The sequence below is a fragment of the Bacillus yunxiaonensis genome (assembly GCF_037104695.1).
Taxonomy (GTDB): Bacteria; Bacillota; Bacilli; order Bacillales; family Bacillaceae_G; genus Bacillus_A; species Bacillus_A yunxiaonensis.
The window spans coordinates 399914-412564 of record NZ_JBAWSV010000002.1; the positions used below are offsets into that span (position 1 = coordinate 399914).

The following is a 12651-nucleotide window of genomic DNA, read 5'->3' on the forward strand; positions in this document are numbered from 1 at the left end:
AGTGACTTTACTTATACTTGCGGTTCAGACGTATTCACTTCAACTTTCTTCTGACCTTTTCCTTTTTTCAAACGACGGCTTTCAAGCATCAACCAAATTTGAGATGCAACGAAAACAGAAGAATACGTACCAACAATTAAACCGACAAATAATGCAATTGAGAAGTTTCGCAATGACTCACTGCCGAAAATTAATAATGTAATAACAGGTAGTAACACTGTCATGACCGTATTAATAGAACGACCGATCGTTTGACGAATACTAGAATTCACAATCTCTTCTAAATCACTTACAGTACGAATTTTTTGTTTCTGTTTGTATAGCTCACGGTTTCGGTCAAACGTAACAATCGAGTCATTAATAGAATAACCGATAATCGTTAACACTGCTGCGATAAACGTTAGATCAACTTCTAAGTGAAGTAAGCTAAACACAATGATAATGAAGAATGCATCATGTAACAGTGCTAACACTGCCGATAGCGCATATGTGAAGCGGAAACGAATACTCACATATAAAATGATAACAAGAGAAGCAATTAGCACTGCAATAAGTGCATTTCGTGCAATTTCTTTTCCGATTGTCGGAGAAACTGTACTTACGTTTGGTTCTGTACCATATTTATCATGGAAGACTGTTTTTACTTTCGCAATATCGTCTTTTGATAGTACACCAATTGTACGAACAGCAAATCCTTTATTATCATTACCTGTCGGCACAATATCTTCTTTTTTCACATCTACTTTTAAATCATGTAACTCTTGTTGTACTTGTGAAACCGTTATGGCTTGATTTGTTTTAATGTCCATGCGCGTACCGCTTGCAAAGTCAATCCCAAGATTCAACTTAAAGATTGGTAAAATAATTGCACCTAGAATCATCACAACAACAGAGAACCAGAAAAACTTATGTCCAATATTAACAAAGTTAACACGGTCAAATTTCGTTGGTGCATGTTCTACACCTTTTGATAACGGAATGACTTCCTTTGGTTTTACACCAAAGTAAGAATACTTTTTATCAAAGTAACGACTCTTAACAAGTAAGCCAAGTAAGAAGCGTGTACCGTAAACATTCGTAAGGAAGCCGACGAAAATACTTACAATTAAACTTGTCGCAAATCCTTTAACAGAGCTTGTGCCGTATGCAAATAATACAGCTGCTGCTGCAAGCGTTGTAACATTCGCATCTAAAATCGTTGATAATGAACGCTGATTACCCGCGCGATATGCTGATAACATCGATTTTCCGATGCGCAATTCTTCTTTTAGTCTTTCATATGTAATAACGTTTGCATCAACCGCAATTCCGACCCCGAGCACCAGTGCCGCTATACCCGGTAATGTTAGAACAGCGTGCATCCAATTGAATACGAGTAACGTTATGTAAATATATAACCCAAGCATAATTACCGCTACAAGACCTGGTAGACGATAGAATACAAGCATAAATAAGAAAATAAGAGCTATACCAATCGCACTTGCAAAAATTGTTTTTTGCAATGCTTGCTCTCCGAATTTTGCTCCAACAGAAGTAGAGTATATTTCTTTTAAATCAACAGGAAGTGCTCCGGCATTTAACAACTCTGAAAGTTGTTTTGCGCTCTCTACTGTAAAGTTTCCACCAACAATAGATACTTCCGCTTGATTAAATACTTGATTAACAGTAGCTGCCGATAAATATTTTGGCTTTGGCTTCGCTGCTTCTGCCTTGTAAGAATCTTTTCCTTCTTCAAAATCAAGCCAAATCACCATTAAATTTGTTGGCTGCGGCATGCTAGATACTTTTTCAGTTACTGCACGGAACTTATCGGCACTCTTTAATTTTAGGCTAACGCTTGGACGGCCTTGTTCATCAAACGTTTGCTTTGCTCCATTCGTCGCTAAATCTGTACCATCCATAAGAATGTTATCATTTACATCACGGAACGTTAATTTCGCTTGCGTTGATAACACGTCTCGGGCTTGCTGCTGATCTTTTACTCCAGCAAGCTGCACACGAATGCGATCATTTCCTTCAATTTGGATATTCGGTTCGCTTACACCAAGAACGTTTACACGTTTTTCGAGTGCACCAACCGTACTCACAAGAGTATCCTTTGTAACTTTATCCCCTTTTTTCGCTGGCTTTACTTCATATAAAATTTCAAAGCCGCCCCGAAGATCAAGTCCGAGATTAATTCCTTTTGTAATGTTTTTTGTCGTTGCTCCAATGATTCCTCCAATTAATAACACAACGAGGAAAAAAGCAACAATTCTACTGCTTCGTTTTGCCATATGTCTCTTGTTCCTCCTTTGAACAAAGGCCATTGTTCCAAAATTACCTCTTTATCAATACTCATTATTATACTGCAAGAGGAAGAACAAACCAATTACAACCTATTATTTATTTTCATATTCTTCAAATGACCAAAGCGGCGCTTGGTACGCCTTCATCGTTAAAAATGTCATATAATCATTAGCTGTTAACGTTAACACGTCATTTACAAGCTCATACAATCTGACATCACTATCTACTTTTTTCCACTTTCGAGTCTTTAAACATTTCCAAACGTCTTCCATTGTAACGCGATCATAGCCGAGCATTTGGAACTCTTCTACTTTGCTTTCTAAGACAATTCTTAACTGTTCCCGATACGCTTCTATTAACTCTTCTTTCCCAACCACTTCCCGCTCATCTCCTTCTGATCTTACGTTCCTCATTTCAAATGCTTGTCATGCTTGCCTTATAGATGCATATAAATTATTGTAAATCATTCCATTGATTTTGAGAAGGTAGGAGAAAACTATGACGAAACAAACCTTTTTACGAGGTGCCTTTATTTTAATGTTGGCTGGTTTTATCACGAAAATATTAGGCTTTATTAACCGTATTGTAATGGCACGCACTTTAGGAGAAGAAGGTGTTGGATTATATATGATGGCCGTTCCAACATTTATTTTAGCTATTACCATTACACAAATCGGTCTCCCGGTTGCCATTGCAAAACTGGTCGCTGAAGCAGAGGCTACACATGATAAGCAACAAGTAAAAAAAATATTAACTGTTTCATTGGCTATCACCTCGGTCATTAGTATTCTATTAACAGCCGGAATTATGCTTCTGGCACCTTTGTTAGCAGAAACATTTCTAACCGATAAACGAACCTATTATCCATTAATTGCTATTTTACCCGTTGTGCCTGTTATTGCCGTTTCCTCTGTGCTTCGTGGTTATTTCCAAGGGAAACAAAACATGAAACCGAGCGCCTACGCACAAGTGCTAGAACAAGTCGTTCGCATTACAATTATTGCAGTATGCATCCGCCTTTTCTTACCATATGGAGTGGAATACGCTGCAGCGGGCGCAATGCTATCTGCTGTACTCGGAGAAGTCGCTTCCCTTTTATTCCTATTAACGTTGTTTCAAAGAGAAAAACATCTTTCCATTCGATCTCGTTTTGTAAGTACCGTGAAAGAAAGCAAAGACACCTTTTATTCTTTAATGGATATTGCACTTCCTACAACAGGAAGCCGTTTAATCGGATCCATTTCTTACTTTTTCGAACCAATTGTTGTCATGCAAAGTTTAGCAATGGCCGGAGTTGCAGCCTCTATTGCAACAAAGCAATACGGTATATTAAATGGGTATGCCTTTCCACTTTTGTCTTTGCCAGCTTTTATTACCTATGCTCTTTCAACAGCGCTTGTTCCTTCCATTAGCGAAGCAAACGCTAAAAAGCAGCATCGTTTAGTAGAGCGTAGATTACAGCAAGCAATGCGCATCTCTCTTATTACAGGAGGATGGTCTGTTGTTATTTTATACGTATTCGCCTCACCTATTTTAACGCTTATGTATGGTTCCGATAGCGCGATCCTTTTTATTCAAGTACTTGCACCTTGTTTTTTATTTCACTATTTTCAGGGACCACTGACATCTGTATTACAAGCTCTAAATTTAGCACGAGCTGCCATGATGAATACATTTATCGGAGCGATTGTGAAATTACTTGTTATTTTCGTCCTTGCCTCACAGCCACAATTTCAAATGATGGGTGTGGCACTTGCAATTGCGGCCAATATCGTGACAGTTACTTTACTTCACTATGCAACGGTATTAAAAAAGATTACGTTTACTATTTATATAAAAGATTATGTATACGGATTATTTGCCATGATCATTGCTGGAGGAACAGGTTACTACATACATAAGCACATCATCTTCTCCCCTTCACTTGGCAAGCAAACATTATGGGAAGTACTATCCACTACGACACTATATATATTTCTGTTAATCCTTTTTCGCCTTATTAGAAAAGAAGAATTACTTCGATTACCTATCATTCGTAAATTCTCTTTTTTTAAATAAAAAGTTGCTGCCTATTTTAAGGAGCAACTTTTTATTTATCTATTAAATCAACAAAAAACTGGCCGTTTTGAAAGCTACAATATGAAATATTTTCAATATCCTTATACCCTAATTTCTTTAGTTTGTCTTCCAGCCATATATCGGTATGTTCCATCATGTATAAGTGTTTTTTCTGAATTTCTCCATCAATAATGAGCGGAACCGAAAATAATGGTGTATCATTTTTACTTTTTTTACTTTTTTGCTTTTCAAACACCGATAATCTTCCTGATGGTTCTAAAATTGCATACTCTACATCACGTATATCACCGATACTTTGCTCACGCAATTGCATAAGCAAATCATCCATATTGTAACGATGTTTACGCATTTGCTTCTCATCGATTTTCCCCTCGTGCACGATAATAGCCGGCTCCCCTTCTAAAATATGACGAAGACGCTGGCTTTTTAGCGAGACAAAAGATAAAGCAATTTGAATAATCATAATAAGCACCATCGGAACAAGTTGGTGCCACATTGCCTTATCCATATTCTCAATCGCAATAACTGCCATTTCACCAAGCATAATAAAAACGACTAAGTCCAAAACACTCAATTCACCAATTTCACGTTTTCCCATTAGACGAAAAATAATGAGCATTACACTGTATAAGACAATTGTTCGAAAGATAATTTGAACTAGTTCCATCTTTCATTTCCTTTCTCATTTCAATTTCTATATATTAGTTTCCCCGTACAAAAAGAAACTAGTCTAACTTAGCAAAACAAGAAATATGCTTGTATTAGAAAGGAGAGATGCTCTATGGATGGAACGAAAAAAATATCAATTGCAGTTGGATTCGGCATCGTTACCTTACTTATCTTCGCTTGCCTAGCAAGTATCATCATTGCTTTATTATTGAAGTTTACAAACATAAATGAAGGAACTTTATCCATCGCACTTTTTGTCCTCGCAATTATGTCGACAATAATCGCTGGATTTGTTGCTGGGGTAAAAGCACAGGGAAAAGGTTGGTTTGTCGGTGGATCCACTGGAGTCGCATTTGCCATTCTCGTATTTCTTGTAAATTATTTAGGCTTTTCATCGGCGTTATCAAAGGTACAGCTTCTATATCAACTTGTGATTATTGCGGCAAGTACAATTGGGGGCATACTCGGAGTCAATATCGGTAAGCGTACAACATATTAGAAAAGCTGTCCCAAAAGTAATACTTTTGGGACAGCTTTTTTTATTAGCCTTTTACAATTTCACGAATTGCACTGCGATCAAATGTAAGGTGTGAACCACCAGATTTAATCACGATTGTTGTATCAGTTACAGATTCAATTGTACCGTGCAAGCCGCCAATTGTTACGATTGCATCGCCTTTTGTCAGTTCACTTTGCATTTGTGCTACTGCCTTTTGACGCTTTTGTTGCGGGCGAATTAATAAGAAGTAGAAAATCGCAAACATCGCAACGATCATGATAATATTCATCATACCTGGATTCATCTTTTATTCCTCCTTAATTATTATGTATTAGAAATTTTTAGCATTTGGTTTATTAAAGCCGTATTGTTCAAAGAACTCATCACGGAAGTCTCCAAGACGGTCTTCACGAATGGCTTGTCTCACCTGCTCCATTAATTTTAACAGAAAATGCAGGTTGTGGTAAGACGTTAAGCGAATTCCGAATGTTTCATCACATTTCATTAAGTGACGAATGTATGCACGTGAATAGTTTTTACATGTGTAACAATCACAATTTGGATCAAGCGGGCCAAAGTCTTTTGCATACTTCGCATTTTTCACAACTAGGCGTCCTTCACTTGTCATACATGTACCATTTCGTGCAATACGAGTTGGAAGTACACAGTCAAACATATCAATACCACGAATTGCACCGTCAATTAACGAGTCCGGAGATCCAACACCCATTAAGTAACGAGGTTTGTTATCTGGAAGAAGTGGTGTTGTAAATTCAAGCACACGATTCATAATATCTTTCGGTTCTCCAACAGATAAACCACCTACTGCATAACCTGGGAAATCCATTGAAACAAGATCACGGGCACTTTGACGACGAAGTTCTTCAAATTCTCCGCCCTGTACAATACCAAACAACCCTTGATCCTGCGGACGCTGATGCGCTTTTAAGCAACGCTCTGCCCAACGGCTCGTACGCTCTACTGATTTTTTCATATACTCAAATGTCGCTGGAAACGGCGGGCATTCATCAAATGCCATCATAATATCAGAACCAAGTGCATTTTGAATTTCCATTGCCTTTTCTGGTGATAAGAATAATTTATCTCCATTTAAGTGATTGCGGAAATGAACACCTTCTTCTTCAATACGGCGGAAGTCACTTAAACTAAACACTTGGAATCCACCAGAATCTGTTAAAATAGAACGATCCCAGTTCATAAATTTATGTAAACCGCCTGCTTCGCGTACAATTTCATGGCCAGGACGAAGCCATAAATGATACGTATTACTTAAAATAATACCCGCATCCATTGCTTTTAACTCTTCTGGTGACATCGTTTTTACTGTCGCAAGTGTTCCTACTGGCATAAAAATTGGCGTTTCAAATGAACCGTGCGGTGTATGAACACGGCCTAAACGTGCTCCTGTTTGTTTACAAGTTTTAATTAATTCATAACGTATTGCTGTCATATAGTTACTCCTTTTTATTTCTTCTCTGCTTTAGAGTGAGATGCAACAAACATCGCATCACCAAAACTAAAGAAACGATACTTTTCTTTTACCGCCTCATTGTACGCATGCAGAACATTTTCTCTTCCTGCAAGTGCACTCACAAGCATAATTAATGTTGATTTTGGCAAGTGGAAGTTTGTAATTAAACCATCGATCGCTTTAAATTCATATCCTGGATACATGAAAATATCAGTCCAGCCAGAAGCAGCGCAAATCTTACCATTATTGTCTGTTGCAATTGTTTCAAGCGTACGCGTTGATGTTGTCCCAACAGTAATAATACGGCCGCCTTCTTGTTTTACACGATTTAGCAAATCTGCTGTTTCCGCTGACATATGGTAATACTCTGCGTGCATATGATGTTCTTCGATTGTATCTGCAGAAACTGGTCTAAATGTCCCAAGCCCAACATGCAGTGTAATAAACGCTAAATGAACGCCTTGTTGCTTCAGTTGTTCTAATAGCTCTTCTGTAAAATGAAGCCCCGCTGTCGGCGCTGCTGCTGAACCAACTTCACGTGCAAATACCGTCTGATAACGATCGCGGTCTTCAAGCGTTTCTTTAATATACGGAGGAAGCGGCATTTCACCAAGTTCATCTAAAATTTCATAGAAAATACCGTCATACGAAAATTCCAAATGACGACCACCTTGTTCACCAGCTCCGACACATGTTGCTTTTAGTTTTCCCTCACCAAAAGAAATTACCGTTCCTTCTTTCACACGTTTCGCAGGTTTAACAAGCGTCTCCCAAGTATCTCCATCTTCTTGCTTTAATAAAAGCACTTCAATATGTGCACCCGTATCTTCTTTTACACCGTGCAAACGCGCAGGCATCACTTTCGTTTCATTTAAAACTAAACAATCGCCCTCATGTAAATAAGAAAGAATGTCAGTGAAATGCTTGTGCTGAATTTCACCTGTCTCACGATCTAACACCATTAATCTTGATGTTTCACGATCTTCAAGCGGTACTTGTGCAATGAGCTCTTCTGGTAAATGAAAATCAAACAAATTAATATCCATAACTAAGTTCACCTATTTCTATCTAAATCGATTTATGACATACATAATAAAAGATAATACAATACTTATCACAATACACGTAACAATAGGAAAATAAAAGGTAACGTTTCCCTTTTTCACAAAAATATCGCCTGGAAGCCTTCCAATAAGCTTCCAAGCTAATCCCGTAACAATTAAAAGAATGCCAGCCGTAATGAGCAGCTTTGACATATCCATCATACTTGCGGCATCTCCATTCCAAAATGTTCATATGCAAGCGGTGTAACAATACGGCCCCTTGGTGTTCTTTGAAGGAAGCCAATTTGCAGTAAGTACGGCTCATACACATCTTCAATTGTATGAGATTCTTCCCCAATCGTTGCTGAAACTGTTTCTAATCCAACTGGACCACCGCGGAACTTTTCAATAATACCAAGCAATAATTTGTGATCAATATGATCTAATCCAAGTTTATCTACTTGCAGTAGTTCGAGTGCCATTTGCGTAATATCCATCGTAACGGTTCCATCACCGCGCACCTGCGCAAAATCACGTACACGACGCAATAAGCGGTTCGCAATTCGCGGTGTACCTCGTGCACGCCTTGCAATTTCTAAGGCAGCCAACGAATCAATTTCAACTTCAAACACTTCTGCTGTACGTTCTACAATGGCTGATAACTGATCGACTGTGTAATATTCTAAACGAGACAATACACCAAAACGATCTCGAAGCGGTGCAGATAATGCACCTGCACGCGTTGTTGCACCAACTAATGTAAACGGAGGTAAATCAAGCCGAACAGAGCGCGCTGTCGGACCTTTCCCAATTACAATATCAAGACAGAAATCCTCCATCGCCGGATATAACACTTCTTCAATTGAGCGATGCAGACGATGAATTTCATCAATGAATAAAACATCGCCCGGTTGAAGCGCCGTTAATACCGCTGCTAAATCACCTGGCCTTTCAATTGCCGGTCCTGATGTTGTACGAATATTCACGCCCATTTCATTCGCAATAATGTTTGCTAATGTCGTTTTCCCAAGTCCTGGCGGCCCATACAATAAGACGTGATCTAACGTTTCTTCACGCATTTTTGCAGCTTCAATAAATACTTCTAAATTATGTTTTGCTTTATCTTGCCCAATATATTGACGGAGCGTTTGCGGTCTTAACGAATATTCTAAGTCCACATCTTCATATACGGACTCTCCCGAGACAAGACGTTCGTCCATTCTACTCACCTCTTACCATTTAGTAAAAGACTAAGTGCCTTTTTAATATATTGATCCGTCGTAAGTGATTCTTTTAATAATTCTGGCACTACGCGAGACACTTCTCGCTCTGCATATCCAAGCGCTCTAAGTGCTTCCAGTGCTTCATCAAGCTCCATAGATGTTCCTTTTTTCTCATCGAAACGCTCTTCATCTGAAAATAGGTCAACAAAGGCATCCGGCACAACATCTGCTAATTTTCCTTTTAAATCTAAAATCATTTGACGCGCTGTTTTCTTTCCAACACCCGGGAATTTTACTAAGAATTTTTCATCCTCATGTTCAATCGCTTGTACAACCTGACCTGTTTGACCAGAAGCTAAAATAGCAAGCGCTCCCTTTGGTCCAATCCCCGATACACCTAAAAGTTTTGTAAATAATAAACGCTCTTCACGTGTTTTAAATCCGTAAAGGGCCATGATATCTTCTCTTACATAATGATATGTATATACGCGAAGTTCTTGTTTACTTCTTTGAAATACATACGGATTTGGTGTGAAAATTTGATAGCCAATTCCGTTATGGTCAAGAACAACATATTCCGGTCCTACATATTCCACATAACCTGTAATATATTCAAACAAAACTGTATCTCTCCCTCTCAAATCATGTATTCCATTTTAACATAAATAACGATATAAATGCGAGATTCCCCCAACAAATGTTCTCTATCCTATCTTTTCCTTTTTATATTGACTGAGCACTCTCAAAGAATGAATAACATAAAAATGATTAAAAAACAAAAGTAAACTGAAACTTCCAGCAGTTTTTTCATTCCTCACTGATGGAAAGCCCTCACCAATCGGGATTTTACGGGCAGTTGTCCCCCACCTATCTTCTGTAGAAAAGCGGAAGCGGCTCGCCCAGAATCGCAGGACGCCCGCGCCCAAGGCAGAGAGGCGCTTTTTGCCTCGTCTGAGGGGGCGAAACGACCGGAGATTCTAGCCGCTAGAGCTGGACAACGCTTCTCTCTCAATCTTGAGATGGGGGTCTTACTGCCATGCGGGATAAAAAACAGCCGTAGCTACTTTAAGCTACGGCTGTTTCCATTACTCATAGAATACTGTTCCATATCTTTCATTACTTCCACAAATCGCTCTTTCGATTTCACCCGAATCCCGCGCTTCAACCGTTCACGCTGATAACTCTCCATCTTTTTCATATCAATTTGAAAAAAGGAATGAATGACATTATCGGTTTCGGGTACACCGTTAAAAATTTGGAGAATGCCTTCTTTCGAAACCCCAAAATAACCGCTTGTTTTTAATAACGGCGAAATATCATCAATGCGTTTTTGTAATACAACTTGTACATCGTCTCGATCAACAAGTTGCCACTCTTTATATTGTTCCAAAAACTTTTCTAAGTGCAAAACCTTGTCTCTAAAAATTTCCTGACTCACTTCCCCGTCTAAATATATACGCTGCAACATGATTGTAATTTGAGGTTCCTGTTCCACTGCATTACCCGAACTCTCTGCCGATGCTACACTCGATTCATGATAAAAACAAAACATAGCTAGCACAATCTGCATTGCAATAATCATGAATTTCATATGCTGTCACCTCTTTTAGGGAAAATAAAAAACTTCTATTTACAGTTTGACCGAAAATAGAAGTTTTATCCCTTAGAAAAGTGGCACCGACTGTTAATCCACTTAGACGAAAGGAGTTAGGAAGCGAAGCTAGACCATACGAAAAATGGAATTGACTAAAATAAATTCTTTCCTACAAAGAATCACGTTTAAAAGATAAATAGCAAAAAAGCGGAATAAGATTTTCATCTTACTCCGCTACAATTTTCTATATAATAAGAAAGACGCCTGTCATGCAGGCGTCTTGATGCGTTTACGGCGAGAGACCAGGCGGCCACATCCGCGTGTTTAGCACTTAAGCATATCTCTCGTCTTACGTAAATTAGCTCATCGCTTTGTTAATATAACATTAACCGTGCAAGAAAGCAAGAGGGAAATGAATGACATTGAGTTTTTAATAAACTGAATTTTCAGAAAAAAATTGAAAAATGTATAAAATAACTACTATTATATCCTATTTTTGTTATTATCTTTACAAACACATGTCGGAAGTAGGAGGGATTTTTTGAGCGTCCAAATCACGGGAAATGAACAGATTAAGAGATTATTACAAGATTGGTATCAAGAAATTCGTTTGCGTAATATAAATAATGCTAATCGCTTAAAAGAAGAAGTTGATACCTTAATTCACAATAACTCCGAAGACTCAAACTTATTACTTTACTACCATCTTCTAAATTTTGGATATAGTTATTTAGTTGATAATTTAAGTATTTCAAAAAGTAGCTTTGATCAAATTGAATCTTTCGGTACACCGACAGATAATTTCTTAGCGTATTATTATCATTTTTATAAAGCAATCCATTCTAACGCAATTGGGAATTATAATCTTGCTAAAGAACATTATGATAAAGCTGAAATGCTACTAAACCACATTCCTGATGAGCTTGAAAAAGCCGAGTTTTATTACAACTTAGCAACATATCATTATCATATTCATCAAGCGCTTTTAGCTACTAAGCAAGGAACAAAAGCAAAAAAAATATTTTCTAAACATTCAGGATACGAATTAAAAATAGCTTATTGTGATAACCTTCTAGGATTATCTTGCACACATTTAAGCGAATTTGAAATGGCTGAAGAATACTTTGTTTCTGCTATGGACGTATTTCAAAAACAAAAAAACGAAAAAGCAATTTTATTAGTTCGGCATAATTTAGGCTTGATGTATGCAAGTCAAAATTTATCCGAGTTAGCTATTCGTTATCTTTCTGAGGTTACTGAAAACATACCAAAGCATTACAAGGCGATTTTTATTAAAGCTAGAGAACATTTTAAATTAGGAGAAACAGACATTGCTGGAGAACTCATTGAGAAAGGTTTGATCATTTGCAACGAATTGAAAAACAAAGAATACTTTCACCATTTTTCAATACTCCAAGCACTCAATCAAAATATCTCTGCGGAAGAACTAGAAAAATTTATTTTAGAAGGAATTCATTATTTTGAAAATGAAGGATTATATGATTACATTCAAGAATATGAAGAAAAACTGGCAATCAAATTCTACCACGAAGACAAGCATTCAAAAGCAAGTAAATATTTTTATTTAAGCAGTAAAGCTAGAGAACAAATTTTTGAGATGGAGGCGTTAAAATGAAAAAAGCAGTATTCAGTTTAATGGTAATTATGACAGCTTTTACAATGGTACTTGGGGTACAATCAACAGATATTAAACAAGGTACTCCTGTTGTTGAGGACGCACATGGAGATACTGGTTGATAATT

14 protein-coding genes are annotated in these 12651 nt (G+C 37.7%); 4 read left to right on the forward strand and 10 right to left on the reverse strand.

Annotation, left to right across the window (positions count from 1 at the left end; translation table 11 throughout):
* Positions 1-11: 11 nt before the first annotated feature.
* A complete protein-coding gene (secDF, locus tag WAX78_RS08165; protein WP_336481784.1) occupies positions 12-2276 on the reverse strand; it encodes a protein translocase subunit SecDF in 2265 nt (754 codons plus the stop codon).
* Positions 2277-2381: 105 nt separating this feature from the next.
* The gene (locus WAX78_RS08170) at positions 2382-2666 is read right to left on the reverse strand and encodes a post-transcriptional regulator (RefSeq protein WP_336482014.1); all 285 of its coding nucleotides are present in this window, start codon (positions 2664-2666) and stop codon (positions 2382-2384) included.
* Positions 2667-2787: 121 nt separating this feature from the next.
* Here WAX78_RS08170 and spoVB point away from each other — a divergent pair, with 121 nt between their 5' ends.
* A complete protein-coding gene (gene spoVB, locus WAX78_RS08175; RefSeq protein WP_336481785.1) occupies positions 2788-4347 on the forward strand; it encodes a stage V sporulation protein B in 1560 nt (519 codons plus the stop codon).
* Positions 4348-4378: 31 nt separating this feature from the next.
* Here the strand turns inward: spoVB and WAX78_RS08180 are convergent, their stop codons facing one another.
* On the reverse strand, positions 4379-5035 hold the full coding sequence (locus tag WAX78_RS08180) for a DUF421 domain-containing protein (RefSeq protein WP_336481786.1): 657 nt from the start codon (positions 5033-5035) through the stop codon (positions 4379-4381).
* Positions 5036-5149: 114 nt separating this feature from the next.
* On the opposite strand from WAX78_RS08180, the gene WAX78_RS08185 reads away from it, so the two are divergent.
* A complete protein-coding gene (locus WAX78_RS08185) occupies positions 5150-5536 on the forward strand; it encodes a TIGR04086 family membrane protein (RefSeq protein WP_336481787.1) in 387 nt (128 codons plus the stop codon).
* 43 nt (positions 5537-5579) lie between these two features.
* Here the strand turns inward: WAX78_RS08185 and yajC are convergent, their stop codons facing one another.
* From yajC to WAX78_RS08220, 7 genes are all read right to left on the reverse strand, one after another.
* On the reverse strand, positions 5580-5840 hold the full coding sequence (gene yajC / locus WAX78_RS08190; protein ID WP_336481788.1) for a preprotein translocase subunit YajC: 261 nt from the start codon (positions 5838-5840) through the stop codon (positions 5580-5582).
* Between the two features lie 27 nt (positions 5841-5867).
* On the reverse strand, positions 5868-7007 hold the full coding sequence (gene tgt / locus WAX78_RS08195; RefSeq protein WP_336481789.1) for a tRNA guanosine(34) transglycosylase Tgt: 1140 nt from the start codon (positions 7005-7007) through the stop codon (positions 5868-5870).
* 14 nt (positions 7008-7021) lie between these two features.
* On the reverse strand, positions 7022-8074 hold the full coding sequence (gene queA / locus WAX78_RS08200; RefSeq protein WP_336481790.1) for a tRNA preQ1(34) S-adenosylmethionine ribosyltransferase-isomerase QueA: 1053 nt from the start codon (positions 8072-8074) through the stop codon (positions 7022-7024).
* A gap of 18 nt (positions 8075-8092) precedes the next feature.
* Positions 8093-8293, reverse strand: a complete 201-nt coding sequence (locus tag WAX78_RS08205) for a DUF2905 domain-containing protein (RefSeq protein WP_336481791.1) — start codon at positions 8291-8293, stop codon at positions 8093-8095.
* A complete protein-coding gene (gene ruvB / locus WAX78_RS08210; RefSeq protein ID WP_336481792.1) occupies positions 8290-9291 on the reverse strand; it encodes a Holliday junction branch migration DNA helicase RuvB in 1002 nt (333 codons plus the stop codon). The genes WAX78_RS08205 and ruvB overlap by 4 nt, the downstream gene beginning before the upstream one ends.
* 5 nt (positions 9292-9296) lie before the next feature.
* On the reverse strand, positions 9297-9914 hold the full coding sequence (gene ruvA, locus WAX78_RS08215; protein WP_336481793.1) for a Holliday junction DNA helicase RuvA: 618 nt from the start codon (positions 9912-9914) through the stop codon (positions 9297-9299).
* Between the two features lie 440 nt (positions 9915-10354).
* Positions 10355-10885 (reverse strand): BofC C-terminal domain-containing protein, encoded by a 531-nt coding sequence (locus tag WAX78_RS08220; protein WP_336481794.1) that lies wholly within the window; start codon positions 10883-10885, stop codon positions 10355-10357.
* A 544-nt stretch (positions 10886-11429) separates the two neighbouring features.
* On the opposite strand from WAX78_RS08220, the gene WAX78_RS08225 reads away from it, so the two are divergent.
* Both WAX78_RS08225 and WAX78_RS08230 read left to right on the forward strand, forming a co-directional pair.
* Entirely contained in the window at positions 11430-12524 is a 1095-nt protein-coding gene (locus WAX78_RS08225; RefSeq protein WP_336481795.1) for a response regulator aspartate phosphatase, read from the forward strand.
* Complete coding sequence (locus tag WAX78_RS08230; RefSeq protein ID WP_336481796.1) at positions 12521-12646, forward strand: hypothetical protein; 126 nt, start codon at positions 12521-12523, stop codon at positions 12644-12646. Before WAX78_RS08225 ends, WAX78_RS08230 begins: the two co-directional genes overlap by 4 nt.
* The last annotated feature ends 5 nt before the right edge of the window (positions 12647-12651 follow it).

Coding starts and splice junctions, on each gene's coding strand:
- secDF (WP_336481784.1), bottom strand. CDS start 2,276: ATGGCAAAACGAAGCAGTAGAATTGTTGCTTTTTTCCTCGTTGTGTTA.
- spoVB (WP_336481785.1), top strand. CDS start 2,788: ATGACGAAACAAACCTTTTTACGAGGTGCCTTTATTTTAATGTTGGCT.
- WAX78_RS08180 (WP_336481786.1), bottom strand. CDS start 5,035: ATGGAACTAGTTCAAATTATCTTTCGAACAATTGTCTTATACAGTGTA.
- WAX78_RS08185 (WP_336481787.1), top strand. CDS start 5,150: ATGGATGGAACGAAAAAAATATCAATTGCAGTTGGATTCGGCATCGTT.
- yajC (WP_336481788.1), bottom strand. CDS start 5,840: ATGAATCCAGGTATGATGAATATTATCATGATCGTTGCGATGTTTGCG.
- tgt (WP_336481789.1), bottom strand. CDS start 7,007: ATGACAGCAATACGTTATGAATTAATTAAAACTTGTAAACAAACAGGA.
- queA (WP_336481790.1), bottom strand. CDS start 8,074: ATGGATATTAATTTGTTTGATTTTCATTTACCAGAAGAGCTCATTGCA.
- WAX78_RS08205 (WP_336481791.1), bottom strand. CDS start 8,293: ATGATGGATATGTCAAAGCTGCTCATTACGGCTGGCATTCTTTTAATT.
- ruvB (WP_336481792.1), bottom strand. CDS start 9,291: ATGGACGAACGTCTTGTCTCGGGAGAGTCCGTATATGAAGATGTGGAC.
- WAX78_RS08220 (WP_336481794.1), bottom strand. CDS start 10,885: ATGAAATTCATGATTATTGCAATGCAGATTGTGCTAGCTATGTTTTGT.
- WAX78_RS08230 (WP_336481796.1), top strand. CDS start 12,521: ATGAAAAAAGCAGTATTCAGTTTAATGGTAATTATGACAGCTTTTACA.